The following is a 24514-nucleotide window of genomic DNA, read 5'->3' as shown; positions in this document are numbered from 1 at the left end:
GGCGCGTCGAAGCTCCGGGCGGTGCAGGCGACTTGACGCAGCCGTACGTCTCAGTCGGTCGGCAGGCGCAGGGCCGGGCAGACCGTGGTGCGGATGCCGTGAAGTACCGGGACGGACGTGCCCGGCGGGACCTGGCGCAGGACGAGTCTGCGGAGGTCCGGCAGGGTGGCGGTCATGGTCGGCAGGTCCGCTTCCGGCGACCAGTCGAGGACGACCGTGCGGAGGCCGTCCACCTCGTCGAACCGGATCCTTCGGGCGCCGGACACCAGGCTGAGGTGACGGACCCGCAGCCCGGCGGCGGCGAGCAGAGCGGGTCTCCCGTTCGGTTCAGTCGCCGAGCGCGAGGCGGAGACCGAAGGCGGCGATGGCCGCGCCCGTGACGCGGTCGAGACCGCGGCGTACGGAAGGCCGTTGCAGGCGGCCACGGAGCACACGCGCGAAGGCGATCAGCGCGCAGGACCAGCAGACGGCCAGAAGAATGTGAACGCCGGTCAGGAGTAGGCCCGTTGCGAGGTGGGGGGCGCCGACCGGGATGAACTGCGGGAGGACCGCGACGTAGAAGGCGCCCATCTTCGGATTGAGGAGGTTGGTGGCGCTCCCCTGACGCCAGCCACCGAACACCGTGTCGTCGTCGGCGCGCGGCCCGCTGTCTGCTTCAGCCCTGTCCGTCTTCGGGTGCTCGTCCGCCGAACGGCGCCAGGAGGCCCACAGCATCCGGCCTCCCATCCACATGAGGTACGCGGCTCCGGCCCAGCGGAGTACCTCGTAGGCGAGGTGTGAGGCGGTCAGGAGCGCGGTCACACCGAGCGAGGTGAGCACGCCCCAGATCAGCGTGCCGCACTGGATGCCGAGGACCACGCCCCAGGCGCGACGGCGGTGGCCGAGTCCGGCGGTGCGCAGGATGAGCGCGGTGTCGAGTCCGGGGGTGAGGGTGAGCAGTCCCACCATCAGGGAGAAGGTCCACAAGGCGTCGATGGCGATCACGAACGACGACCATAGACACCGAGTTGCCGAACATCCACTTTCCTGCCCGAAATCGGGCAGGATACGCCCCGGCGGCTTCGCGGGACGAGCGGTCGGTCACTCCCCCGTGGCACCGTCGATGGCCTCGCGGAGGAGATCCGCGTGGCCGACATGGCGGGCGTACTCCTCGATCACGTGCTCAAGGACGAACCGCACGTCCGTGTCACCGAACTCCGGGTTCGGCGCGATGCGCGCGAGGTCGGCGGTCACCGTCGCGAACACCTGCCGCGACTCCTCGCACGCCTTCAGGTAGTCCTCGTAGACAGCCTTGGCCGGCGTGGCGTCCGACTCGTCGTACCACTCGTCGCCGTCAGCGGTGACATAGGTCCGGTAGGGGAAGAAGCTGGGCGTCGCACCGGCCAACGTCCGCTGGAACCAGGCGCGTTCGACCCCCTGCAGATGGCGCATGAGCCCCAGCAGGGTCAACGCCGAGGACTCCAGGGGGCGTAGCCGCAGTTGTGCGTCCGAAAGACCCTCGCACTTCCACAGGAAGGTCGCCCGGTGGTAGTCGAGATTCGAGGCGATCACCTCCAACCACGGTCCCGATACGGTGCGTTCGGGCCTGACGATCTTCTGGACGACGAAGTCACGAGTTCGCATGCCAAGAAGACCTCTCTTCGCGTCGGAACTCATCGCTGAATGAACCCATCAGGTCGCTGCACCGGCGACCGCATGCGCGCCGGGCGTGCCGAGGAACACCGAGGCGGATCCCGACGGCGCCTACGGACTCGGTCATGTCCTCGGCGGCTTGCGAGGCTTGCGCGCTCTGCTCCAGCCACCCGATGGCCGGTCCCGGTCCCGGGCCGCCGCCGCGTCGAACTCGGCCTTGCTGATCACCGCACGTGGTTCAGGTACGAGCATGGTCGCCGTCGACCGCCACGGGACGGCCGACGACCAGCCGACCAGCGGCATCGTCTCGTCGTAGTGGGGAGCGAACTGCGCGACGACGACGGCAGGCATCCGATGGCGCAGGCCGCGGACGTGTGCGAGGAACGCGTCCGGCAGCGAGACGTGGTGGGTCTCCACGTAGTGCGAGAAGTCCTGGCGCCACAACCAACTGCCGTCCGTCATCAGGGACGAACATCCCGCAGAGTGCCGGTGAGGGCTCCCGGTGATGACGTCGTGGCCGCCTTCCATGACGTCGACGAGGACGTGGCCGCCGTCCAGGTAGGCCACCAGTTCCGCTTCATCCGCTTCACCGACCGGCCGGACGGCGTCGCGTATCGAACCGTTCGGTTGCCCGGAGCGGTTGTCCAACTCGTCGTAGAAGCCCAGCAGTTCCAGCACCGTCGCTCCTTACTCCTTCGCCGAGCCTTTGCGCGCCAAAAGCAGGTGCCCCATGTTCCCTCAAGCAGGCACCATGCCCGGTGAGCACCATCATCAAGTTCTTCGCGGCACACCTTCGACGCCGAAGAGGCGCTGCTCGAACGGGAGAGCATCTTCACCGGTCGGAGCTTCGATGCGCTCGTGGCTGCCATTGAGCCCGAAGTCGTCGCGGATCCCGGCGACGGCGAGGGCCCGACGGTCCTCGCCGCCTCCTACGCCCTTCAGGACGCACTTGCCGCTGCCGGCCGACCCCGGCTCGTCGAAGTCGGTCGGCTGTGGGTCCAGGAGCGGTCGGTGTCCGGCGAAGCGCTCGACCGGGAGATCACGACCCGGGTGCTGAGCGATCTGGCCCGACCTGCCCACGGGCTCCGCGGGCAGGACCACCGCCTGTACTGCTGGATGACACAAGGACGGAGCAAGCATGTGGGACGGCCCCTTCTACCGAGTCCGGCGCACCGGGTACGAGATCTGCTTCGCGCCCGGTGCGGGCGAGGATCTCGACGAGGTCTGCGACGTGGACATGTGGGTCGTCCGTGACGACGGCGAGCGCTGGTCGGGAACCGTGGTCACGGTCGACGAGGTGCGCCGCGTCATGGACAGGCGGCGGGAGGCGGGCGAGCCGGAAGGCGACTACTGGTGGTGCTGGGACGGCCTGATCGTCCGCGACCCGGGCGTGCCGTCGATGGTCGAGGTCATCGACGGGCTCGTCGCAACGGGCGAGTACGAGACGGTCCTTCGCAACGTGGGCCCCGAAGAGGACGTTTGATCCGGTTCACTCCGACCGGCCTCGTAAGTCGCAGAGCGGCACGGGCGATCACCGACGACAAGCCCCCCGTTCACCCGCCCTCCCCCGGCCGCGGGCCCTCCACCCGCGCGAGCCACTCAGTGAGCAGCCCCTCCAGCTCCTCCGCCTCGCCCGGCGTCAGCAGGCCCAGCAGCCGGTGTTCGTTGCGCATGTGGTCGGTGAACGCCCGGTCGATCAGTTCGCGTCCGGGGTGGGTGAGCGCGACGATCCGGCCGCGCTGGTCGTCGGTGGAACGGCGGCGGGTGACGAGGCCCGCGCGCTCCAGGCGGTCGACGCGTTTCGTCATCGCGCCGGTGGTGACCATGGTGTGGGCGGCCAGTTCGCCGGGTGCCCGTTCGTAGGGCTCGCCGGCGCGGCGCAGGGCACAGAGGACGTCGAACTCTCCCTCACTGAGTCCGTAGCGGCCGTAGACGAGGCTCAGTTCCTCGGTCAGGTGGCCGGCCAGGCGGTGCAGCCGGCCGATCACGCCCTGCGGGGAGACGTCGAGGTCGGGCCGCTCGCGGCGCCAGTCGGCCTGGATGCGGGCTACGCGGTCCGGCGGTTGCGGGTCGTCCATGCGCACCATGATAGCTTCCCGGGAAGCTATATTAGCTTCCATGGAAGCTAATATGCGGTGGGTGGCACTCACCGCCGTCGCACCGGTGGCCTGGGGCACCAACTACTACGTCACCCACCAGTTCCTGCCGCCCGACAGCCCGCTCTACGGCGCGGCCCTGCGCGCCCTGCCCGCCGGCCTCGTCCTGCTCGCCCTGTGCCGGCGACGACCGCGCGGCGCGTGGTGGTGGCGGTCCGCCGTGCTGGGACTGATCAACGTGAGCGTGTTCTTCGTCCTCGTCTACGCCGCCTCCCAGCTGCTCCCGACGAGCATCGCCGCGACCGTCATGGCGGTGTCCCCGCTGGCGATGATGCTCATCGCCTGGGCCCTGATGTCCGAGCGGCCGGGCCTTCCGCATCTGGCCGGCGCCGCGATCGGCCTCGGCGGGGTCTGCCTGATGCTGCTCACGGGGGCGGACGGAGTGAGCGTGCCGGGGATCCTCGCCTCGGCCGCGGCGATGCTCGTGTCGGCCTTCGGTCACATCCTGACCAAACGGTGGAACAGCACCGGTACCGACGTACTCGCCTCGACCGCCTGGCAGCTCACCGCCGGAGGGCTGTTCCTGCTGCCGGTCGCCGCGGCCGTGGAGGGCCCGCCGCCCGCGCTCTCCGCGTCGGCACTCCTCGCGTTCGGCTACGTCACCCTCGTCGCCACCGCGCTCGCCTTCGCCGCCTGGTTCACCGGGCTACGGCACCTGCCGTCCGGAACGGTGGGCCTGATCGGACTGCTCAACCCCGTCACCGGCGTACTGCTCGGCACGGCGGTCGCCGGAGAGACACTGACGATCCGTCAACTGTGCGGACTGGCACTGGTCCTGGCCGGAGTCGTCCTGGGCCGGCCCACCCGCGCCGACCGCCGCAACACCGACCGGACATCACCCCGCCTCGCACCCACCGAGCGTCCCGCCCCCACCTCCGCCCCCGCGCACGAACCCGCCGCCTGCGACCCCCAGTGATGAATCGACCGCGCGACCTGACGCGATGTCAGTGCGGATGAGTAAGCTCCTTTACAGACGAGTTGACACTGTGGGGGGGGCAAATGTCGGCGGAGAATCGCTTACGGCTGGACGACAACCGGATCCGGCATCTGGAGCTGATCCAGACGATCGTGGCCCGGATGGGGAACAACTCGTTCCTGATCAAGGGCTGGTCGCTGACGGTCACCGGCGCACTGCTCGCCTACGCCGCCGGGAACGGCAAGAGCTCGGTCGCGGTGGTGAGTTTCGTCCCCGTCCTGGCCTTCTGGCTCCTCGACGCCTACTTCCTGTACCAGGAGCGGCTGTTCCGGCGCCTGTACGACCGGGTGCGCCGCCCGGAGAATCCGATAGAGCCCTTCGCCATGAACCTGGCGCCCGGTCAGGAGAGCGCGGGCGTACTGAAGGCCGCCGTCTCTCCCACCCTCGCCTTCTTCTACGGGGGCCTGGCCCTGGGCCTGGTCTTCGCCCTGGTCTTCGTGCTGTGAATGCCGGGCCGGTGCCGCCTCAGTGCCGCCGTGCGGTCAGCGCACTGCGCAGTCGCCGCGCGGACTCGTCGAGCAGCTCCGGATCCCCCTCGGCCTTCGCGGGCCACAGATACGGCATCCGGTCGCCCTGGTAGCGCGGCACCACGTGGACGTGCAGATGGAACACCGACTGGGTGGCGACCGCGCCGGACGACTGGATGACGTTCAGCCCCTCGGGGCGGTGGGCGGCCCGTACCGCGTGGGCCGCCCGGAGGACCGCCGTGCCGACGGCCGCCGCCGTCTCCTCGTCGAGGTCCCAGATGTCCGCGACATGGCGCCGGGGCACGACCAGCACATGCCCGGGGTGCACCGGTCGCACGGGCAGGAACGTCAGCGTCTCCGCGGTCTCGGCGACGACGCGGGCCGGTTCGGTGCCGTCGGCGATACGGCAGAAGACGCAGTCGACACCGTGATGATCCACTCTCATGGGTCGACAATAGGCCCGTGCGCGGGCACTCCCCTCAGCGGACGCCGCCGCCGTCGTCGGGGAACGCCAGGGCGAGGTCGGACACGTACGTCTCAGGCCCACCACAGACTCCCCGCCGCCGTCACCGCCCCGCCCTGGGTGACCCGGAACTCCCACCCCTCCCCCACCGGCTCGCACGCGACGTACGCGGGCGGGTCCCAGTCCGTGAACCGGGAGGCCGTCATACGGCAGCCGGTCAGCCGGGCGGAGGTGTCGCCGCCGGTGAGGCATGCGGCCTGGCGGGCGGCTTCCAGGAGGACCATGCCGGGGATGTGGTCGCTGGGGTGGTCGAAGAACAAGGGATGGTGGAGGTCGGCCGGTGCCACCCGGAGGGGACCGGTTCCGTCCCGGGCGATCATCACGCCACCGGGGGCGGTGGCCGAGACATCGGCGGGCGGGAGTCGCCGGATGTCCTCGCCCGGTGCCGGAAACGCACCGGCGCGGGCACCTCGCAACCCCGTGTACTCGTCCTCCGTGAGAATGCGGGCCCGGCCCTCGGCGCTGCCGAACTCGGCGTCGCCCGCGGCCAGTTCGAGCCGGAGGCTGAGTGCGACGGGATGAGGGAGGCCTTCGACGCGGCGGACGTCGTAGACCCTGGCTCGGCAGGTCACGTCGGTCGCGCCGTAGCCGACCACGGGTTCCGTGGCGGGGTCGAGCCGGAAGCCGATGGTCTTGATGACGGACCTGCTCGTCGCGGGGACGCCGAGGAAGCGCCGGCAGAGGTACAAGCAGCCCTGTCGGAGGGTTTCGGCGATCAGGAGCGGGTCGTGCCGGTCGCCGGATCCGGGGCGGAACGTGGTGTGGGAGCGTGACCACTGCGCGGCGAGCAGATACCGTCCCTCGCCGAGGGCGTGTCCGTCGGTGAGGAGGACCTCCGCGATCGACTTCCGGTGGACGAGATCGCGCGGTACGGAGCGGTCCCAGCTCAGCGCCGGTACCGCCGCCGTATCGGAGGGGGGAGACCCGGTGGATTCCTTCATAAAATAATAGGATGCGTGATCCTTGCGGGTGCGGATAAGAAATGCCGCACTGTCCGATAGATTCGCCTGAAAAGACGATTCGGCGTGAAGGGCAAGGGTCGTTGAGGGCGATGCAAGAACGCGCGGAAGCCACCCGGCGGGCCGTCCTGGCGGCGGCGGCAGTGCTGTTCGAACAGCATGGATACGTCGGGACGAGCATCAGCGACGTGGCGCGGCAGAGCGGTTACACCAGTGGTGCCATCTACTTCCACTTCGGCAGCAAGGAGGGCCTGGCCGCTTCCGTCTTCGAGGCGCACTTCGGTGAATGGCCGCGGCTGGTGGAGACTTGGACCTCGCTCGACGGCCCCGTCCTGGACCGGCTGGTGGGCCTCAGCCTCGCGGTGGCACGCGAGTTCCGCGACAACGTGATCGTGCGGGCGGGCAACAGACTCTCGAACGAGAGCAAATCCATTCCCGCCGAATTGCCGCAGCCGTTCGTGGGCTGGATCGAAACCGTCGCCCAACTCCTGGAATCCGCACGGGAGAACGGCGAACTCGCCCCGGAAACCGATACCGAGCGGGCCGCGCGGGTCATCGTCGCCGGATTCTTCGGCACCCACACCGTGTCCGACGCCCTGGACGACCGCAGACACGTCGAGCAGGCGGTGACCGACCTCTGGCTCTTCCTGCTCCCCGCCCTCCAGGCCGCCCCCGATCCGCACGGCTGCCTGGACCGGGCCCGCACGCTGCTCGGTCAGTCCTTGTAGTCCGGGGCGATGCGCTCCACCAGGCGCAGCAGCGCCGACCAGGCGAGGTCGTAGGCCTTGTCGTCCTGGAGGTCCGACTTCTCGTCCTCGCCGGTGAGTTGACGGGCGGTCAGTTCGCAGATGTCGGGGGCGGGGGTGAGCAGCGGGGTGCCCGTGGCGGTCGCGGTGGTCTGGATCTCGCAGGCCTTGTCGAGGTAGTACATGCGCAGGAAGGCCTGCGCGGGGGTCTCTCCTACGGTGAGCAGGCCGTGGTTGCGCAGGATCATCGCGGGGTGGCCGCCCAAGTCGGCGACCAGGCGCCGCTGTTCGGCGAGGTTGAGGGCGACGCCCTCATAGTCGTGGTAGCCGAGCCTGCCGTAGAACTCCATGGAGATCTGGTTGAGCGGGAGCAGGCCGCTCTCCTGGGCGGCTACGGCGCAGCCCGCCCTGGTGTGGGTGTGCAGGACGCAGTGGGCGTCGGGGCGGGCGGCGTGGATGGCGCTGTGGATGACGAAGCCGGCCGGGTTGACCGGGTGGGGGGACTCCTCGACGGGGTGGCCGGACAGGTCGATCTTGACCAGGTTCGACGCGGTGATCTCCTCGAAGAGGAGGCCGTAGGGGTTGATCAGGAAGTGGTGTCCGGGGCCCGGGAGGCGGGCCGAGATGTGGGTGAAGATCAGGTCGGTCATCCTGAAGTGCGCCACGAGCCGGTAGACGGCGGCCAGTTCGCGGCGCAGCCGGAGTTCTTCCGAGGACATGGGGACCTTTCAGCGGGATACGGCACGTGCGGGTGCGGGTGGGGGGTTCCGGTACTGCGGGTCAGGCCACGCTCAACTCCGCTGCTGCGGGCGCCGGTTCGCCTGCCAGGCGGCGGTGCCAGGCCTGGACGACGGACTCCTCGGTCGGCTTGGTGGCGAGACTGACGGCGACGTAGGCGACGAGGCCCGCCAACAGGCCGTAGTAGATGGGCTCGTTGGCGAGGAGGCCGTCGGTCACCATGAGGACGACGACCGTGGTGCCGCCCGCGATCATCGAGGCCATGGCGCCGGGCAGGTTTCCGCGCTTCCAGACGAGGCCGCCGAGGATGGGCACCAACAGGCCGCCGACCAGCAGGTTGTAGGCGACGGTGAGGGCCTCGATGACATCGCCGAGGGCACAGGCCATGCCCATGGCGGCGATGCCGAGGACGACGATCGCGAGGCGGTTGGAGCCGATCTCGTCGTCCTTCGAGCCGGTGACCGTGCGCTTGCGCAGGCGGGCCCAGATGTCGTTGTTGGCGACGGTCGCGGAGGCGATCAGAGCGCCGCTCGCGGTGGACATCATCGCGGAGAGCGCGGCGGCCAGCACCAGACCGCGGACGCCGGTGGGCAGGGCGTGCCGGACGATCGTCGCGAACGCGTCGTCGGCGGCGGCGAGGTTCGGGTAGAGGGATTTCGTCGCCATGCCGATGACGGCTCCGGCCAGGGCGTAGACCAGACAGTAGACGCCGGCGACCGTGCCGCCCCAGGAGGCGACTCTGTCGGAGCGGGCGGTGAACACGCGCTGCCAGATGTCCTGTCCGATGAGCATGCCGAAGGTGTAGATCAGCACGAAGGTGAGGATGGTCTGGCCGCCGATGGAGGTCAACGAGAAGTAGCCGTGCGGCAGTTCGTCGGCCATCGCGCCGAAGCCGCCGGCCTTCACCACCGCGATGGGCAGCAGCAGGACGAGCACACCGAGGCTCTTGACCACGAACTGCACCATGTCGGTGAGCGTGATGGACCACATGCCGCCGAGCGCCGAGTAGCCGACGACGATCGAGCCGCCGATGACCACCGCGACCCAGCGCGGCACGTCGAACAGGACGTCGAAGACGCTGGCGTAGGCGATCGTGGAGGTCACGACCAGCATCAGCGTGTAGATCCACATCACCACGCCGGAGATCACGGCGGCGGTGTCGCCGTAGCGCAGCGAGAGCATCTCGGCGACCGTGTAGACCTTGAGGCGGGCGATGCGGGCGGAGAAGAAGACGCTCAGCGCCAGCAGCCCGAGGCCGATCGCGAAAACCATGGCGGCGCCGGAGATGCCGTAGGTGTAGCCGAGGCGGACGCCGCCGATGGTGGAGGCGCCGCCGAGGACGACGGCGGCCATGGTGCCGGTGTACATGAGGGGGCCGAGGCGGCGGCCGGCGACCAGGAAGTCGCTCTTGGAGGCGGCGCGTCTCTTGCCCCACCAGCCGACGCCGATGATGCCCAGCAGGTATGCGGCCATGACGAAGTAGTCGACGGTCATCGAAGACCTCCGGTTTGAGGGGTGGTGCCCTGGGAGTGGGATGACGCTATCGGCGTTCGCACTGGCGCCGAAGTGGCGGTTCTGTCCAATATGAAGTCGCCCATTGGATGATTCCGGCAGTCCCGTACGGCACCGCCGGGTCGGGAGGATGTCCCCTCATGACCGAGTCCGAGCAGCCGTCCGTGCCGCTGAGCGTGCTGCTCGCCGACCCCGCCCTCGGTCTGCGCCAGGTCGCCGGGCCTGCCGGGGATCGCCCGGTCAGCACGGTCGGCACCACGGAGATCGAGGACCCGTCGCCGTATCTGGTGGGCGGCGAGCTGCTCCTCACGGCGGGTGTGCGGCTGCCGCCCGACGCGGAGGGCGTCGACACCTATGTACGGCGGGTCGTCGCGGCCGGGGTGTGCGCGCTCGGGTTCGGGGTCGCGCCCGTGCACGACGAGGTCCCGGCCGAGCTGGTCGCCGCCTGCGACCGCCACGGCCTTCCGCTGCTACGGCTGCCGCCCGCGACCCCGTTCGTGGCGGTCGGGCAGGCCACGTACGCGGCGATCGGCGAGGCCCGCAACCGTGCGCTGCGCGAGATCTCCCGGGCCCAGTCGGCGCTGGCCGCGGCGGCCGCCCGGCCGGACGCGCTGCGGGCCGTGCTCGCCCAGCTCAGCGGGCACACCGGCGCCTGGGCGGTGCTGCACGACGCCCGGGGCAACGAGCTGTTCAGCGCGGGACCCCGGCCCGCGCCCCCGACACCGGGACGGGTGCGCGACCTGGCCGTGCGCACCCTCGCCCGGGTCCGCACCGGTTCCGGCGTCCGGTCCGCACCGGCCGCCGCGGCCGACCACGAGGGCGGTGTCCATCTGACCGTGCACACCCTGCCCGGCGCCGACCGCACCGCGACGGCGCTCGCCCTCGGCCAGGCGGCGACCGCGGCTCCGACTCTCGTACACCGCCAGATCACCGGCACGGCGGCCGTACTGCTGGCCCTGCTCACCAGCCCCCGGCACGCCCTGGGCACCGACACGCACAGCGCGGGCGCGCTGGTACGGCTCATGCTGGGCGCGAGCCCGGCCGACGTGGCACCCGCGCTCGGGCCCGCCGGGCACTGGGTCGTGGTCCACGGCCGGTACGCGACGGCACCGCCGCCGGGGGACGATCCGGCTCAACTCGCCATGCTGGGCACCGCGTTGGGCACGTCGTATCTGTATGTCGACGGCTCCGAGCTGAAGGCGCTGGTGCCCGGTGCGCCGGGCGTACGGCCCGAAGTGCCCGCTCAGGCGGCGGACTTGGGCTGGGTGCTCGGGTTCAGTGCGCCGGTGCCGGCCTCGGAGCTGGCGTACGCGGATGTCCAGGCCGGACGCGCCCTGCAGCGCGCGCTCGCGGCGCAGGTGCCGGCCGTCGTCCACACCAGGGATCCTCTCACCGTCCACGGGCTCGTTCCGGCGGACGGCGCCCGGGAGTTGGCTCGCACCCGGTTCGCCCCGCTCGACGAGGCCGGTTCCCCGGGCGCGCCGGTCCTGGTCGAGACCCTACGAACTTGGCTGACGGTGCACGGCAGTTGGGACCGTACGGCGGCGGCCCTGCAGGTCCACCGGAACACCGTGCGGCACCGTCTGGCACGGGTGGCCGAACTGCTCGATGTGGATCTGCAGGACCCCGGAGTGCGGATGGAACTCTGGTTCGCCCTGGACTGGTTGCCGGACGAGGACCTGGGGCGTACCGACTAGCGGTGGCCGTCCGAGCGCTTGCGGTGGAGGGTGAAGTTCTCGAACACCGAGAGGTCGCCGTTGGGCTTGTTCACGTTGTAGTAGGTCACGTGCATCCGGGTGGTGTCGCCGGGGTGCGAGCCGGGGTCGACGGTGAACGCGGCGAAGCCGTAGGGGTGTTCGGTGTCGCGGACGCCGATCCAGACCGCCTCCTCCTTGGTGTAGGTGGAGGTGCGCTTGCCGTTGGAGCCGGGGGTCGCCGACACGGACGTGATCACCTTGCCGGTGCCGTCCTTGAAGAAGCTCTGGTTCGTGGTGCCCGAGACGCCACCGCCGCCGAGGATCATGTGGACGGTGCCGAGGACGGTGTCGATGTCGTCGGTGGCCGTGGAGACCGGGTTGGGGGTCAGCGTCTCGGTGCCGCTGACGACTCCGCGCACGGCCAGCGAGCGCTCGTAGTTGTGCTCGTGGCCGCAGAGGACCAGGTCGACGCCGTAGCGGTCGAAGAGAGGGCCGTACTTCTGGCGCAGGCCCAGGTCGGCGCCGTTGGCGTCGGTGGAGCTGACCATGACCTGGTGCATGGCGACGACGATCCAGTCGGTGTCGCGCGAGGCCCGGGCCGCCTTCAACTCCTTCTCCAGGAAGGCGAGTTGACGTCCGCCGGAGTAGCCGCTGATGTAGACGTCGCCGCCGTCCTGGAGGCAGTTGTCGTCGTTCTGCAGCACGATGACCCGGACCGAGCCGGCCGTGAACGCGTAGTAGAGGCCCGCGAGTTCGGCGTCGGTCTCGGTGGAGGGGAGGGAGAAGTAGGTCTGGTAGGCGCCGAGTCCGATCGGGCCGTTGGCCTTCTCGATCTCGTGGTTGCCGGCCGCCGGCATCCAGGGGCGGAAGCGGGCCGAACGGGTGTTGTTGGTGAAGAAGTTGTTCCAGGTGCGCACCCGGTCGACGTCCAGGTTGGCGTAGCAGAGGTCGCCGTTGAGCAGGTGGAAGAGCGGGGCGACCTGCTCGATGCCGGTGACGATGTCCTTCGTCGCGGGCGTGGAGTTCGCGTCGAGCCCGACGGTGCCGTTGGCGGCCCAGGTCACCTGCGGGGCGGACTGGTCGCCGAAGCTGGTGAAGGTGAGCGGCTTGCGGCCGCGCGGGGCGGTGCGGAACGTACCGCTGTCGGGGGTCGCGCCCTCGTGGGTGGCGAGGTACAGGTAGTCGGTGTCCGGGCTGAGCTTGTTCAGCGCGGCGTGGTGGACGTAGACGGTGCGGCTGGAGGTGCCGTCGACGTAGGTGACCGTGCGGGCCTTGGCACTGGAGCCGAAGCCGTGCTCCAGCGTGCCGTAGCGCACGACCGGTTTGGACACCGGTCTGTCGGTGATCCACGAGACCGTCATCTGGGTGCGCGGGTCCGCACCGAAGGTGAGGTGCAGGCCCTGGACCGGCACCGCGCCGGAGGAGTCCGCGGTGAGGTGGAGTGCCGGGGCCTCCAGCGGGGCGGCCTGTGCCGTGCCTGCTCCCAGCAAGGGGGTGACGGCGGCGCCCGCGCCCGCCGTACCGAGGAGACCGAGCGCGTGCCGTCGGCTGACCCCCTCGGACGACTGCGCCGAACCGTCCGGTGTCTCTGTCTGTGCGGTCATGATGCCCTCCCTGGCGAGCAGTTGAGCTGACAACGTCCGCACCCTGGCGCTTCCCGGCGGCTCCTGAGTGAACAGTGCGTTGCCAGACGGTCATCGCGTCTCACGGGGTGGTCCGCGGCGACGATTCTTGCCCCGCGCTTTGCCAGGGGCCGCCACTCCGTTGACACGGGCGGGCGACGGAGGGCGAGTTGAGGGATCAATTCCGGCCATCGCCGCCACGGCGTCACGGGCGCGTCAAGAACCGGCCGTCGGGCGTCAGGCCCGCGCCAACACGGCGATACGTCGGCTCTTTCCAGCACTTCGATGGGCTGCGGAAGTCTGTCGTACGGCGAGGAGTGAGCGACGATGAGCGGTGCCGGGCGGCCGCGTGCGGTGGTCGGAGTGAGCGGTTCACCGGGGAGCCTCGCGGCGCTGCACCGGGCGGTGCGGGAGGCCCGCCGGACCGGCGCCGAGGTGCTGGCCGTCCTCGCCTGGGAGCCGCCCGGCGGCGAACTCGCCCACGGGCGCTCGCCGTTGGCGCTGCCCCTGGCCGACCTCCGCCGCGATGCCGGCGAGCGACTCCTCACCGCCGTCGACGCGGCCTTCGGCGACGCGGGTCCAGGGGTTCCGTTCCAGGGGCTGGTCGTCCGGGGTACGGCGGGCCGCGCGCTGGTGGAGACCGCCGACCGGTCCGACGACCTCCTGGTGATCGGCGCGGGCCCCCGGGGGACGCTCCGCGGCCTGTTCCCGTCCGTCACGCGGTACTGCGTCGCCCACGCCGGCTGTCCGGTCCTGACGGTGCCGCCCTCGCCGCTGGAGGGAGAACTGGCCGCCCTGCACCGGCGGATCGCCCTGCGGCGGGCGGTCGACGCCCGCGAGCTGACGGACGGCGGGCGCTGACCAGCGGTTCCCGTCCTCGTCAGCGGGGCGTCAGGAGTGCGGCGCCCGCCGTCAAGCATCCGTCAGCGACCGTCCCGGACCCCGATCGCCCGGGCATAGCTTCGAGTGAGCGCCCAGCCGAAGAGGCCGTACGGCGCGCATCGCCTTCCTTCAAGGAGCCGCACGATGTCTTCAGCCGAACCCTCCGAGTCCCCCGCCGAGCCCTCCGAACCCGTCCCGGCCGGACTTCTGTACGTGCCCGTCCGGTCGGGGCCCGCGGGCTGTACGGCCCGGTACTTCCGCACCCCGCTGGGCGGCCGTACAGCCGTCGGCTTCACCTCGGCGGCACGGCTCGCCGCCACTCTCGGCCCCGAGCAGGCAGCCATCAGGCTCTCCGAACCCGCGCTGCGCGCCCTCGCCGCGCCGCTGGGCGTCACGGCTCTCACCGTTGATCCACAGTTCTCCGCAGCCGCGCCCGCACGCAGGACCGCAAACGCAACCGCCTCCACGCGCGCGACTGCCGCTGTGAGCCCGAAGCCCTCCGCCGCCGCCATCGCGGCGGCGAACCCCGAGCCCGCGCCCTCCTGGCGCCGCCTGCACCCCCAGCACATCGGAGCCCTGCGGGTGACCGGCGCGGCCGCCGCCGTCGCCTGCCTGAATCTGCTGATCGGCTGAGGAGACCCGCCCATGTCCATCCTGGACGCCCCCGTCACCGAAGTCGCCGACACCGACGGCCTGTCCGTCTGGCCGCGCTCCACCCGCCTCGCGCCCGGCGGCGACCTGACCGTCGGCGGTGTCCCGCTCGCCGAGGCCGCCGACCGTTTCGGCACTCCCGTCTACGTCCTCGACGAGCGCGAGGTCCGCGAGCGGTGCCGCGCGTACCGCACGGCGTTCCCGGAGGCCGAAGTCGTCTACGCGGCAAAGGCGTTCCTGTGCCGTGCGATGGCCCACTGGGTGGAGGAGGAGGGGCTCGGCCTCGACGTGTGCTCGGCGGGCGAGCTCGCCCTCGCCGTCACGACCGGCTTCCCGCCGGAGCGGATCGTGCTGCACGGCAACGCCAAGAGCCCGGAGGACCTGAGCACCGCGCTCCGGCTCGGGGTCGGCCGTATCGTCGTCGACAGCGCCTCGGAGATCGCCCGGCTGGCCGCGCTCACCCCCGCCGGGAGCCGGCAGAAGGTCATGGTGCGGGTCGTGCCTGGTGTGGCGGCCGGCGCGCACGTCAAGGTGCGCACCGGCACCGACGACCAGAAGTTCGGCCTGTCGATCACGGACGGTTCCGCGCTGCACGCCGTCACCCGGATCCTCGACCAGCCGCACCTCGAACTCGTGGGCCTGCACTGCCACATCGGCTCGCAGATCACCACGGTCAAGCCGTACGTCGCCGCGGTGCGCCGCACGGTCGGGCTGTTGGCCCGTATCCGGGACCAACACGGCGTCGTCCTCCCGCAGTTGGACATCGGCGGTGGGCACGGCATCGCGTACCGCCCGGGTGAGGAGCAGTTGAACGTCTCCGTCCTCGCCGGGCGGGTGCGGGCCGAGTTGGAGGACGGCTGCGCCCGCACCGGGCTGCCCGTGCCCCGGCTCATCCTCGAACCCGGGCGGGCGGTCGTCGGCCCCGCCGGAGTCGTCGTGTACCGGGTGCTGGCGGTCAAGCGCACCGGCGACCGTACGTTCGTCGCGGTCGACGGCGGGATGAGCGACAACCCGCGGCCCGCCCTGTACGGCGTGCGGTACGCGCCCCGGCTGATCGGCCGCCCGGCCTCCGCGCCACCGCGACCGGTCACGGTCGTGGGCCGGCACTGCGAGGCGGGCGACGTCCTCGCGGACGAGGTGGCACTGCCCGGCGACGTACGCCCCGGCGACCTGCTCGCCGTACCGGCGGCCGGTGCCTATCACCTGTCCATGGCGTCCGGTTACAACCTGGTCGGCCGCCCGCCGGTCGTCGCGGTGGCCGACGGTATCGCCCGCGTCCTGGTCCGGCGCGAGTCGCTGGAGGACATGAGCCGACGGGACGTCGGACTTTGAACAGAGTGGTCTAGACCGCCGGGCGAGGCAAAGGTCACAGCCGCGTCCTCTGCTGCTCACCTGCACGTTTGCCCTAGCATCCGAGCATGACGGTCCTGCCTGACGACGGGCTCTCGCTGGCCGCCGAGTTCCCTGACGCGACCCATGAGCAGTGGCAACGCCTGGTGGAAGGCGTACTGCGCAAGTCGGGCAAGGAAGTCTCGGGTACGGCAGCGGAAGACGCCCTGTCCACCCCACTCGAGGACGGGCTGCGCGCCCGCCCCCTGTACACCGCGGACGACTCCGCGCCCGAGCCCGGCCTTCCCGGTTTCGCCCCCTTCGTGCGGGGCGGCCGGGCCGAGGGCAACACCCTCGGCGGCTGGGACGTACGGCAGCGGCACACGACGGCCGACAACGCCGCGGTCCTCGGCGACCTGGAGAACGGCGTCACCTCGCTGTGGCTGACCGTGGGCGAGCAGGGCATCCCGGTCGCCTCGCTGGAGCGGGTCCTCGACGGTGTCTTCCTCGATCTGGCACCCGTGGTCCTCGACCCGGGGCCCGAAGTCGCTTCCGCCGCAGCCGAGTTGCTACGGCTGTACGAGGAGCGGGGCATCGCGCGCGAGGCCGCCCGGGGCAACCTGGGCGCCGACCCGCTGGGCTTCGCGGCCCGCACCGGGGCCGAGGCCTTCGACTTCGCGCCGGTCGCCGCACTCGCCCGCCGCTGCGCCGAGGAGTACCCGGGGCTGCGCACGCTGACCGTGGACGCGCTGCCGTACCACGAGGCCGGCGGTTCGGCGGCGCAGGAGCTGGGCGCCTCGCTGGCGACCGGTGTCGCCTATCTGCGGGAGCTGACCGATGCGGGGCTGAGCGTCGAACAGGCCGTCGGGCAGCTGGAGTTCAGGTACGCGGCGACCGCCGACCAGTTCCTCACCATCGCCAAGTTGCGCGCGGCGCGCAGGTTGTGGGCGCGGGTGGCCGAGGTGTGCGGGGCGCCGGGCGGGCAGGTGCAGCACGCGGTGACCTCGCCGGTGATGATGTCCCGCCGTGATCCGTGGGTGAACATGCTGCGCACGACGGTCGCGACGCTGGCCGCCGGGGTGGGCGGCGCCGAGTCCGTGACCGTGCTTCCGTTCGACCACGCGCTGGGCCTGCCGGACGCGTTCGCGCGCCGGATCGCCCGCAACACCTCGACGATCCTGGTCGAGGAGTCGCATCTGTCCCGGGTGATCGACCCGGCGGGCGGCTCCTGGTACGTGGAGCGGCTCACGGACGAACTCGCCCACGCGGGCTGGGAGTTCTTCCAGCACATCGAGCAACAGGGCGGCCAGGCAGCCGTGTTGGCCTCCGGCAGCCTCCGCGAGGACCTCGCCACCACCTGGGCGGCGCGCAGCGCGAAGCTGGCCAAGCGCCGTGAACCCATCACCGGCGTAAGCGAGTTCCCGAACCTCGCCGAACGCCTCCCGGAGCGCGCGCCCGCCCCCGCCGAACCCTCCGGCGGCCTGCCGCGCGTGCGCCGCGACGAGGCCTACGAGATCCTGCGCGCCCGCTCCGACGCCCACCTCGCGGCCACCGGCTCCCGGCCCCGGATCTTCCTGGCCGCGCTCGGCCCGGCCGCCGCGCACACCGCCCGTCTCGCCTTCGCCTCGAACCTGTTCCAGGCGGGCGGCATCGAGACCGTCACGGAAGGCACGTTCGCGGACAGCGGCGCCACCGAGGCCTGCCTGTGCTCCAGCGACGCGCTGTACGAAGAGCAAGCGGCAACGATCGCCGGGGAGTTGAGGTCGGCCGGTGCCGGGCACGTGTTCCTCGCGGGCCGTCCCGGGGAGTATCCCGGTGTCGACGCCTATGTCTTCGCGGGCTGTGACGCCGTGGCCGTCCTGTCCGCCACCCTCGACCGCATGGGAGTGTCCTGATGGCAGCGAAGGGGCGGATCCCCGACTTCTCCGGGATCGAGCTGGGGGCCCCGGCCGCCGAAGCCGGTCCCGACGAGTGGCGTGACGCCGTCAAGAAGGCGGCGGGCGGCGACGACCTGCTCTGGGAGACCCCGGAGGGCATCGCGGTCAAGCCGCTGTACACCGGGCAGGACCTGGAGGGCCTGGACTTCCTCGCCACCTACCCGGGCATCGCGCCGTATCTGCGCGGCCCGTACCCGACGATGTACGTCAACCAGCCCTGGACGATCCGTCAGTACGCGGGCTTCTCCACGGCCGAGGAGTCGAACGCCTTCTACCGGCGGAATCTGGCGGCCGGTCAGAAGGGCCTGTCGGTCGCCTTCGACCTGCCCACGCACCGGGGTTACGACAGCGACCACCCGCGCGTGACCGGTGACGTCGGCATGGCGGGCGTGGCGATCGACTCGATCTACGACATGCGCCAGCTCTTCGACGGCATCCCCCTCGACAAGATGACCGTGTCGATGACGATGAACGGCGCGGTGCTGCCCGTGCTCGCGCTGTACATCGTGGCGGCGGAGGAACAGGGCGTACCGCCCGAGAAGTTGGCCGGGACCATCCAGAACGACATCCTCAAGGAGTTCATGGTCCGCAACACCTACATCTATCCGCCGAAGCCGTCGATGCGGATCATCTCCGACATCTTCGCCTACACCTCGCAGCGGATGCCCCGCTACAACTCGATCTCCATCTCCGGCTACCACATCCAAGAGGCGGGCGCGACGGCCGACTTGGAGCTGGCGTACACCCTCGCCGACGGGGTCGAGTACATCCGGGCCGGGCGCGAGGCGGGGATGGACGTGGACGCGTTCGCGCCCCGGCTGTCCTTCTTCTGGGCGATCGGCATGAACTTCTTCATGGAGATCGCGAAGCTGCGGGCGGCCCGGCTGCTGTGGGCCAAGCTGGTCAAGCAGTTCGACCCGCAGAACGCCAAGTCCCTCTCCCTGCGCACCCATTCACAGACCTCGGGCTGGTCGCTGACCGCGCAGGACGTCTTCAACAACGTGACGCGTACGGCCGTGGAGGCCATGGCGGCCACGCAGGGCCACACCCAGTCGCTGCACACCAACGCCCTGGACGAGGCCCTCGCGCTGCCCACCGACTTCTCGGCCCGCATCGCCCGCAACACCCAGCTCCTCATCCAGCAGGAGTCCGGCACGACCCGCGTGATCGACCCGTGGGGCGGCAGCACCTACGTCGAGAAGCTGACGTACGACCTCGCGCGCCGGGCCTGGCAGCACATCGAGGAGGTCGAGGCCGCGGGCGGTATGGCCAAGGCCATCGACGCGGGCATCCCCAAGCTGCGCATCGAGGAGGCGGCGGCCCGCACCCAGGCCCGTATCGACTCCGGGCGCCAGCCGGTCATCGGCGTCAACAAGTACCGGGTGGAGACCGACGAGCAGATCGACGTCCTCAAGGTCGACAACTCCTCCGTCCGCACCCAACAGATCGAGAAACTACGGCGGTTGCGCGCCGAGCGCGACGAACAGGCCACCCAGGACGCCCTGCACGCCCTGACCCGGGCGGCCGAGGGCAGCGGCAACCTCCTGGAGCTGGCGGTGAACGCGGCCCGCGCGAAGGCGACGGTCGGTGAGATCTCCGACGCGCTGGAGAGGGTGTACGGGCGGCACGCGAGCCAGATCCGTACGATCTCCGGTGTGTACCGCACCGAAGCCGGCGAGTCCCCGTCCGTCGAGCGCACCCGCGCCCTCGTGGCCGAGTTCGAGGAGGCCGAGGGCCGCCGCCCGCGCATCCTGGTCGCCAAGATGGGCCAGGACGGCCACGACCGCGGCCAGAAGGTGATCGCCACCGCGTTCGCCGACCTCGGCTTCGACGTCGACGTCGGCCCCCTCTTCCAGACCCCGGGCGAGGTGGCCCGCCAGGCCGTCGAGGCGGACGTGCACGTCGTCGGGGTCTCCTCGCTGGCCGCCGGACACCTCACGCTCGTACCGGCGTTGAAGGAGTCCCTCGCCGAGGAGGGCCGCGAGGACATCATGATCGTGGTCGGCGGGGTGATCCCGCCGCAGGACGTGCCCACGCTCCTGGAGATGGGCGCGGCGGCCGTCTTCCCGCCCGGGACGGTGATCCCGGACGCGGCCTACGACCTGGTCGAGCGGCTGGCCACCGACCTCGGGCACACCCCGTGATCGATGTCGACACCTATGTGAAGGGCGTACTCGACGGCAAGCGGTCCCTGGTGGCCCGCGCCATCACCCTCGTCGAGTCGACGAAGCCCCAACACCGGGCCATGGCACAGGAGTTGCTGACCGAACTGCTGCCGCACAGCGGAAAGGCCCGGCGCATCGGGGTCAGCGGTGTGCCGGGCGTGGGCAAGTCGACGTTCATCGACGCGTTCGGCACGCTGCTCACCTCGCTCGGCTTCCGGGTCGCGGTCCTCGCCGTCGACCCGTCCTCGACCCGCACGGGCGGCTCGATCCTCGGCGACAAGACCCGCATGGAACGCCTGGCCGTGGACCCGGCGGCCTTCGTCCGCCCCTCCCCCACCGCCGGCACCCTCGGCGGCGTCGCGAAGGCGACCCGCGAGTCGATCGTGGTGATGGAGGCGGCGGGCTACGACGTCGTCCTCGTGGAGACGGTGGGCGTAGGCCAGTCCGAGACCGCGGTCGCCAACATGGTCGACTCCTTCCTCCTGCTGACCCTGGCCCGCACCGGCGACCAGTTGCAGGGCATCAAGAAGGGCGTCCTGGAGCTGGCGGACGTCATCGCCGTCAACAAGGCGGACGGCCCGCACGAGCGGGATGCGAAGAGCGCGGCGCGCGAACTGGCAGGCGCACTGCGGCTGATGCATCCCGCAGACGCGGCCTGGACCCCGCCGGTGCTGAGTTGCAGCGCGCGTGAGGGCACCGGCCTGGACACGGTCTGGGAACGCCTGGAACAACACCGGTCCCTCCTGGACTCGACCGGCCGCCTTGCCGCGAAGCGCAGCGAGCAGCAGGTGGATTGGACATGGACGATGGTCCGCGAGGAACTGCTGGGCAGGCTGCACGCGGATCCGGCGGTGCGTGCGCTGGCCCCGGACCTCGAACGGCAGGTGCGAGAGGGCGAGTTGACAGCAACCTTGGCGGCAGAGGAAATCCTCCGAGCCTTCGAATCCCGGCTCAGCTAACGCTTTTAGGGGCGCGGGGAACTGCGCGCCCGGCCCCCACCGGCCTGCACCCAAAAATCGACGCACAACACCCCCCACCCCGTAGGCTGGCTATCGCAGCTGGTTCGCCCCGTCAGCCAGACGGACGCGTCGCAAGAGGGAACCCGGTGAAACTCCGGGACTGCCCCGCAGCGGTGAGCGAGAACGACCGCCGTCATACGCACTGGGTCCACGACAGGACCTGGGAAGCGACGGCCAGTAGGTGTCCTCCGGTCAGAGAAGGAGGACGTGCCCGCGAGTCCGAAGACCTGCCAACTGCCCGCACGCGAAGCATTCGCGCGCGGAATCCCGGTGACCTCGTGGGCGGGTCGGCGTGCATACCGGCAGGCACAAGCTCCGGTCTGAACGTTCCTTCGCGCTCTCGTCCCGTCCCGGGATCTCAGGGAGACAGCTCGCGAAGGAGAGTTCCGTGACAACGAAGTCCGCAGCCGCGGCAGCACGGGCCACCGTGTACGGCTACCCCCGTCAGGGACAGGGCCGGGAACTGAAGAAGGCCGTCGAGGGCTACTGGAAGGGCCGCGTCGACGCCGACGCCCTCCGGGCCACCGCCGCCGAACTGCGCCGCGCCAACTGGCGGCAGCTGGCCGAGGCCGGCATCCACGAGGTGCCGACCGGCGACTTCTCGTACTACGACCATGTCCTGGACACCAGCGTCATGGTCGGCGCGATCCCCGCCCGCCACCGCGCCGCCGTCGAACTCGACGCGCTGGACGGGTACTTCGCGATGGCGCGCGGCACGCAGGACGTGGCGCCGCTGGAGATGACGAAGTGGTTCGACACCAACTACCACTATCTGGTGCCCGAGTTGGGGCCGGACACGGTCTTCACCGCCGACTCCGGCAAGCAGGTCGGCGAGCTGAGGGAGGCCCTCGCGCTGGGTCTCACGGCGCGCCCGGTGCTCGTCGGCCCGGTCACCTATCTGCTGCTTGCCAAGCCCGCGCCCGGAGTCGCCGCGGACTTCGATCCGCTGACGCTCCTCGACCGGCTGCTGCCCGTGTACGCCGAGGTGCTGGCGGATCTGCGGGCGGCCGGCGCGGAGTGGGCGCAACTCGACGAGCCCGCGCTCGTCCAGGACCGGACTCCGGCCGAACTGAACGCCGCCGAGCGCGCCTACCGTGACCTCGGCGCGCTCACCGACCGGCCGAAGCTGCTGGTCGCCTCCTACTTCGACCGGCTCGGCGACGCGTTGCCAGTACTGGCGAAGGCTCCGGTGGAGGGGCTGGCGCTCGACTTCACCGGGACCGCCGCCGCCAATCTGGACGCGCTGGCCGCGGTGGGCGGGCTGCCCGGCAAGCGGCTGGTCGCCGGGGTGGTCGACGGCCGCAACATCTGGGTCAACGATCTCACCAAGTCCCTTGCCGCGCTGGGCACGTTGCTCGGTCTCGCCGACCGGGTCGACGTGGCCGCCTCCTGCTCGCTGCTGCACGTCCCGCTCGACGCCGCCGCCGAACGGGACATCGAGCCGCAGATCCTGCGCTGGCTCGCGTTCGCGGGGCAGAAGACCCGCGAGATCGTCACCCTCGCCAAGGGCCTGGCCCGGGGCACCGGCACGATCTCCGCCCAACTGGCCGCGAACCGCGCCGACCTGGCCTCCCGCGCGGGCTCCCCGATCACCCGGGACCCCGCCGTACGGGCGCGTACCGCCGCCGTCACGGAGGCCGACACCCGCCGCTCGCAGCCGTACGGCGAGCGGACCACCGCCCAGCGGGCGCGGCTCGGTCTGCCGCTGCTGCCGACCACCACGATCGGCTCCTTCCCGCAGACCGCCGAACTGCGCACCGCCCGCGCCGACTTGAGGGCGAACCGGATCGACACGGCCGGGTACGAGGAGCGCATCAGGGCGGAGATCGGCGAGGTGATCTCCTTCCAGGAGAAGACCGGCCTCGACGTCCTGGTGCACGGCGAGCCCGAACGCAACGACATGGTCCAGTACTTCGCCGAGCAGCTCACGGGCTACCTCGCCACGCAGCACGGCTGGGTCCAGTCCTACGGCACCCGTTACGTCCGCCCGCCGATCCTGGCCGGCGACATCTCCCGCGCCGAGCCGATGACGGTCCGCTGGACGACGTACGCCCAGACCCTCACCTCGCGGCCGGTCAAGGGCATGCTCACCGGGCCGGTCACCATGCTCGCCTGGTCCTTCGTCCGCGACGACCAGCCGCTCGGCGACACCGCCCGGCAGGTCGCGCTCGCCCTGCGCGACGAGGTCGACGACCTTGAGGCGGCCGGGACTTCGGTCATCCAGGTCGACGAGCCCGCCCTGCGCGAGACGCTGCCGCTGCGCGCGGCGGACCGGGAGGCTTATCTCGCCTGGGCGACGGAGGCGTTCCGGCTCACCACCGCCGGGGTCCGGCCGGACACGCAGATCCACACGCACATGTGCTACGCCGAGTTCGGCGACATCGTGCGGGCCATCGACGATCTCGACGCGGACGTCATCAGTCTGGAGGCGGCCCGTTCGCACATGCAGGTGGCCCGCGAGCTGGCCGGGCACGGTTATCCACGTGAGGCGGGACCCGGCGTGTACGACATCCACTCGCCGCGCGTCCCGGGCGCGGACGAGGCAGCGGCCTTGCTGCGCAAGGGACTTGAGGCCATTCCGCCCGAGCGGCTGTGGGTCAATCCCGACTGCGGGCTGAAGACCCGCGGCTGGCCCGAGACCCGCGCGTCGCTGGAGAACCTGGTCGCGGCGGCCCGTACGATCCGTGAGGAACTGGCGGGTTCCTGAGCCGAAGGCGGGGGCGGCCGGGCGGGTGTCCGCCCGGCCGCCCCCGCCGTGCGGTGTACGCGAGACGATGTTCCGTACGGCCCGGAGAAGTGGAGCAAGCGAGTGACCAGCCGCATCACCCTGATCTCACCGGCGTTGAACCGGTCCCTGCGGGAGGCCCGGTTCGACGACGGCAGCGCGCTCGACCCGAGCGGCAGGGCCCGAGCCGAGTCCGCCGCCGGTTCGCTCGGGGCGGCCGACCGGGTGCTGGTCTCCCCCACCGCGCGCTGCCGGGAGACGGCGTCCGCGCTCGGTCTCGCGGCCGTGCCTGCGCGGGGGCTGGCGGGGCTCGACATGGGCCGCTGGCGGGGTCTGACCCTCGACGAGGTGATGGCGCGGGAGCCGGACGCGGTGTTGTCCTGGCTGTCGGACCCGGACGCGGCACCCCACGGCGGCGAGTCGGTGCGGGCGCTGTGCGAGCGGGCGGCCGGGTGGCTGGAGGCGGCGGCGACGTTCGAGGGCAGGACCCTGGCGGTCGTAGAACAGGAGCTCGTACGGGCCCTGGCGGTCACGGTCCTCGGCGCGCCCGGCCCTGCCTTCTGGCGGCTCGACGTGCCCCCGTTGACCGCGACCGACCTCAGCGGGCAGTCCGGGCGATGGAACCTGCGTCTCGGGCGGGAGTTGGGGGCCGAGGGCCGCTGACGCGGGTACGGGGTTTCCTTCCCCGAGCACCTGCGACCGACTATACACACCGTATATACTCGGTATGTATAGTCTGGACATGCCATCTCTGAGGTCTCTGAGTAAGAAGAGGAAA

General features: G+C 71.1%; 24 protein-coding genes and 1 riboswitch. Of the genes, 13 read left to right on the top strand and 11 right to left on the bottom strand.

The window, feature by feature from the left end; all coding sequences use genetic code 11:
* Positions 1–50: 50 nt before the first annotated feature.
* From SSP08S_RS29000 to SSP08S_RS28980, 5 genes are all read right to left on the bottom strand, one after another.
* The gene (locus SSP08S_RS29000; RefSeq protein WP_158697224.1) at positions 51–266 is read right to left on the bottom strand and encodes a hypothetical protein; all 216 of its coding nucleotides are present in this window, start codon (positions 264–266) and stop codon (positions 51–53) included.
* 61 nt (positions 267–327) lie between these two features.
* Entirely contained in the window at positions 328–984 is a 657-nt protein-coding gene (locus SSP08S_RS28995; protein ID WP_019071151.1) for a LysE family translocator, read from the bottom strand.
* 96 nt (positions 985–1080) lie between these two features.
* The gene (locus tag SSP08S_RS28990) at positions 1081–1623 is read right to left on the bottom strand and encodes a DinB family protein (RefSeq protein ID WP_019071150.1); all 543 of its coding nucleotides are present in this window, start codon (positions 1621–1623) and stop codon (positions 1081–1083) included.
* A 132-nt stretch (positions 1624–1755) separates the two neighbouring features.
* The gene (locus SSP08S_RS28985) at positions 1756–2310 is read right to left on the bottom strand and encodes a hypothetical protein (RefSeq protein ID WP_019071149.1); all 555 of its coding nucleotides are present in this window, start codon (positions 2308–2310) and stop codon (positions 1756–1758) included.
* Between the two features lie 93 nt (positions 2311–2403).
* Positions 2404–2772 carry a hypothetical protein gene (locus SSP08S_RS28980; RefSeq protein WP_158697223.1) on the bottom strand — a complete coding sequence of 123 codons (369 nt, stop codon included), beginning with the start codon at positions 2770–2772 and terminating at the stop codon, positions 2404–2406.
* Between SSP08S_RS28980 and SSP08S_RS28975 the strand changes: the two genes are divergently transcribed.
* Positions 2771–3115, top strand: coding sequence for a hypothetical protein (locus SSP08S_RS28975; protein WP_019071147.1), 345 nt, complete (start codon positions 2771–2773; stop codon positions 3113–3115). The two genes, SSP08S_RS28980 and SSP08S_RS28975, sit on opposite strands and share 2 nt — an antisense overlap.
* 70 nt (positions 3116–3185) lie before the next feature.
* Here SSP08S_RS28975 and SSP08S_RS28970 read toward each other — a convergent pair whose 3' ends face one another.
* Positions 3186–3719 (bottom strand): MarR family winged helix-turn-helix transcriptional regulator, encoded by a 534-nt coding sequence (locus tag SSP08S_RS28970; protein ID WP_019071146.1) that lies wholly within the window; start codon positions 3717–3719, stop codon positions 3186–3188.
* 43 nt (positions 3720–3762) lie between these two features.
* On the opposite strand from SSP08S_RS28970, the gene SSP08S_RS28965 reads away from it, so the two are divergent.
* Both SSP08S_RS28965 and SSP08S_RS28960 read left to right on the top strand, forming a co-directional pair.
* Entirely contained in the window at positions 3763–4704 is a 942-nt protein-coding gene (locus SSP08S_RS28965; protein ID WP_019071145.1) for an EamA family transporter, read from the top strand.
* 83 nt (positions 4705–4787) lie between these two features.
* Positions 4788–5210 (top strand): hypothetical protein, encoded by a 423-nt coding sequence (locus SSP08S_RS28960; protein WP_019071144.1) that lies wholly within the window; start codon positions 4788–4790, stop codon positions 5208–5210.
* Between the two features lie 19 nt (positions 5211–5229).
* On the opposite strand, the gene SSP08S_RS28955 is transcribed toward SSP08S_RS28960, so the two are convergent.
* Both SSP08S_RS28955 and SSP08S_RS28950 read right to left on the bottom strand, forming a co-directional pair.
* Entirely contained in the window at positions 5230–5676 is a 447-nt protein-coding gene (locus tag SSP08S_RS28955; RefSeq protein ID WP_026178916.1) for an HIT family protein, read from the bottom strand.
* A 92-nt stretch (positions 5677–5768) separates the two neighbouring features.
* Positions 5769–6695 (bottom strand): ScbA/BarX family gamma-butyrolactone biosynthesis protein, encoded by a 927-nt coding sequence (locus SSP08S_RS28950; RefSeq protein WP_019071142.1) that lies wholly within the window; start codon positions 6693–6695, stop codon positions 5769–5771.
* A 110-nt stretch (positions 6696–6805) separates the two neighbouring features.
* Between SSP08S_RS28950 and SSP08S_RS28945 the strand changes: the two genes are divergently transcribed.
* Positions 6806–7441, top strand: a complete 636-nt coding sequence (locus SSP08S_RS28945) for a ScbR family autoregulator-binding transcription factor (protein ID WP_019071141.1) — start codon at positions 6806–6808, stop codon at positions 7439–7441.
* On the opposite strand, the gene SSP08S_RS28940 is transcribed toward SSP08S_RS28945, so the two are convergent.
* Together SSP08S_RS28940 and SSP08S_RS28935 are read right to left on the bottom strand one after the other, a co-directional pair.
* Entirely contained in the window at positions 7429–8178 is a 750-nt protein-coding gene (locus tag SSP08S_RS28940; protein ID WP_019071140.1) for a class II aldolase/adducin family protein, read from the bottom strand. The two genes, SSP08S_RS28945 and SSP08S_RS28940, sit on opposite strands and share 13 nt — an antisense overlap.
* Positions 8179–8239: 61 nt before the next feature.
* The gene (locus SSP08S_RS28935) at positions 8240–9691 is read right to left on the bottom strand and encodes a sodium:solute symporter family protein (protein ID WP_019071139.1); all 1452 of its coding nucleotides are present in this window, start codon (positions 9689–9691) and stop codon (positions 8240–8242) included.
* 158 nt (positions 9692–9849) lie between these two features.
* On the opposite strand from SSP08S_RS28935, the gene SSP08S_RS28930 reads away from it, so the two are divergent.
* On the top strand, positions 9850–11406 hold the full coding sequence (locus SSP08S_RS28930; protein WP_019071138.1) for a PucR family transcriptional regulator: 1557 nt from the start codon (positions 9850–9852) through the stop codon (positions 11404–11406).
* Here the strand turns inward: SSP08S_RS28930 and SSP08S_RS28925 are convergent.
* Entirely contained in the window at positions 11403–13010 is a 1608-nt protein-coding gene (locus tag SSP08S_RS28925; RefSeq protein ID WP_019071137.1) for a purple acid phosphatase family protein, read from the bottom strand. The two genes, SSP08S_RS28930 and SSP08S_RS28925, sit on opposite strands and share 4 nt — an antisense overlap.
* 345 nt (positions 13011–13355) lie before the next feature.
* Here SSP08S_RS28925 and SSP08S_RS28920 point away from each other — a divergent pair, with 345 nt between their 5' ends.
* The 8 genes from SSP08S_RS28920 (at position 13356) to SSP08S_RS28885 (ending at position 24399) form a co-directional block, all read left to right on the top strand.
* Positions 13356–13889 carry a universal stress protein gene (locus SSP08S_RS28920; protein ID WP_019071136.1) on the top strand — a complete coding sequence of 178 codons (534 nt, stop codon included), beginning with the start codon at positions 13356–13358 and terminating at the stop codon, positions 13887–13889.
* Between the two features lie 165 nt (positions 13890–14054).
* Positions 14055–14543: an SAV_915 family protein gene (locus SSP08S_RS28915; RefSeq protein ID WP_019071135.1), complete on the top strand. Its 489-nt coding sequence runs from the start codon at positions 14055–14057 to the stop codon at positions 14541–14543.
* 12 nt (positions 14544–14555) lie between these two features.
* Positions 14556–15893 carry a diaminopimelate decarboxylase gene (gene lysA / locus SSP08S_RS28910; RefSeq protein WP_019071134.1) on the top strand — a complete coding sequence of 446 codons (1338 nt, stop codon included), beginning with the start codon at positions 14556–14558 and terminating at the stop codon, positions 15891–15893.
* A gap of 86 nt (positions 15894–15979) precedes the next feature.
* Positions 15980–17785, top strand: coding sequence for a methylmalonyl-CoA mutase subunit beta (locus SSP08S_RS28905; protein WP_019071133.1), 1806 nt, complete (start codon positions 15980–15982; stop codon positions 17783–17785).
* On the top strand, positions 17785–19971 hold the full coding sequence (gene scpA, locus SSP08S_RS28900; protein ID WP_019071132.1) for a methylmalonyl-CoA mutase: 2187 nt from the start codon (positions 17785–17787) through the stop codon (positions 19969–19971). Before SSP08S_RS28905 ends, scpA begins: the two co-directional genes overlap by 1 nt.
* Complete coding sequence (gene meaB / locus SSP08S_RS28895; protein WP_019071131.1) at positions 19968–20951, top strand: methylmalonyl Co-A mutase-associated GTPase MeaB; 984 nt, start codon at positions 19968–19970, stop codon at positions 20949–20951. The genes scpA and meaB overlap by 4 nt, the downstream gene beginning before the upstream one ends.
* A gap of 83 nt (positions 20952–21034) precedes the next feature.
* Positions 21035–21260: riboswitch (cobalamin riboswitch) on the top strand.
* A gap of 139 nt (positions 21261–21399) precedes the next feature.
* Positions 21400–23718 (top strand): 5-methyltetrahydropteroyltriglutamate--homocysteine S-methyltransferase, encoded by a 2319-nt coding sequence (gene metE / locus SSP08S_RS28890; RefSeq protein ID WP_019071130.1) that lies wholly within the window; start codon positions 21400–21402, stop codon positions 23716–23718.
* Positions 23719–23820: 102 nt separating this feature from the next.
* Positions 23821–24399 (top strand): histidine phosphatase family protein, encoded by a 579-nt coding sequence (locus SSP08S_RS28885; RefSeq protein ID WP_019071129.1) that lies wholly within the window; start codon positions 23821–23823, stop codon positions 24397–24399.
* The last annotated feature ends 115 nt before the right edge of the window (positions 24400–24514 follow it).

The sequence above is a fragment of the Streptomyces hokutonensis genome (assembly GCF_000376565.1).
Lineage (GTDB): Bacteria > Actinomycetota > Actinomycetes > Streptomycetales > Streptomycetaceae > Streptomyces > Streptomyces hokutonensis.
This window is presented reverse-complemented; position numbering and strand designations above follow the sequence as displayed.

Bases quoted from the DNA above. Each gene is read 5' to 3' on its own strand.
- SSP08S_RS28945 (WP_019071141.1), top strand. From the start codon at position 6,806: ATGCAAGAACGCGCGGAAGCCACCCGGCGGGCCGTCCTGGCGGCGGCG.
- SSP08S_RS28930 (WP_019071138.1), top strand. From the start codon at position 9,850: ATGACCGAGTCCGAGCAGCCGTCCGTGCCGCTGAGCGTGCTGCTCGCC.
- SSP08S_RS28940 (WP_019071140.1), bottom strand. From the start codon at position 8,178: ATGTCCTCGGAAGAACTCCGGCTGCGCCGCGAACTGGCCGCCGTCTAC.
- SSP08S_RS28975 (WP_019071147.1), top strand. From the start codon at position 2,771: ATGTGGGACGGCCCCTTCTACCGAGTCCGGCGCACCGGGTACGAGATC.
- SSP08S_RS28970 (WP_019071146.1), bottom strand. From the start codon at position 3,719: ATGGTGCGCATGGACGACCCGCAACCGCCGGACCGCGTAGCCCGCATC.
- SSP08S_RS28935 (WP_019071139.1), bottom strand. From the start codon at position 9,691: ATGACCGTCGACTACTTCGTCATGGCCGCATACCTGCTGGGCATCATC.
- SSP08S_RS28920 (WP_019071136.1), top strand. From the start codon at position 13,356: ATGAGCGGTGCCGGGCGGCCGCGTGCGGTGGTCGGAGTGAGCGGTTCA.
- scpA (WP_019071132.1), top strand. From the start codon at position 17,785: ATGGCAGCGAAGGGGCGGATCCCCGACTTCTCCGGGATCGAGCTGGGG.
- SSP08S_RS28905 (WP_019071133.1), top strand. From the start codon at position 15,980: ATGACGGTCCTGCCTGACGACGGGCTCTCGCTGGCCGCCGAGTTCCCT.
- SSP08S_RS28980 (WP_158697223.1), bottom strand. From the start codon at position 2,772: ATGCTTGCTCCGTCCTTGTGTCATCCAGCAGTACAGGCGGTGGTCCTG.
- SSP08S_RS28950 (WP_019071142.1), bottom strand. From the start codon at position 6,695: ATGAAGGAATCCACCGGGTCTCCCCCCTCCGATACGGCGGCGGTACCG.
- SSP08S_RS28955 (WP_026178916.1), bottom strand. From the start codon at position 5,676: ATGAGAGTGGATCATCACGGTGTCGACTGCGTCTTCTGCCGTATCGCC.
- SSP08S_RS28925 (WP_019071137.1), bottom strand. From the start codon at position 13,010: ATGACCGCACAGACAGAGACACCGGACGGTTCGGCGCAGTCGTCCGAG.
- SSP08S_RS28960 (WP_019071144.1), top strand. From the start codon at position 4,788: ATGTCGGCGGAGAATCGCTTACGGCTGGACGACAACCGGATCCGGCAT.
- SSP08S_RS28915 (WP_019071135.1), top strand. From the start codon at position 14,055: ATGTCTTCAGCCGAACCCTCCGAGTCCCCCGCCGAGCCCTCCGAACCC.
- lysA (WP_019071134.1), top strand. From the start codon at position 14,556: ATGTCCATCCTGGACGCCCCCGTCACCGAAGTCGCCGACACCGACGGC.
- SSP08S_RS28965 (WP_019071145.1), top strand. From the start codon at position 3,763: ATGCGGTGGGTGGCACTCACCGCCGTCGCACCGGTGGCCTGGGGCACC.
- SSP08S_RS28990 (WP_019071150.1), bottom strand. From the start codon at position 1,623: ATGCGAACTCGTGACTTCGTCGTCCAGAAGATCGTCAGGCCCGAACGC.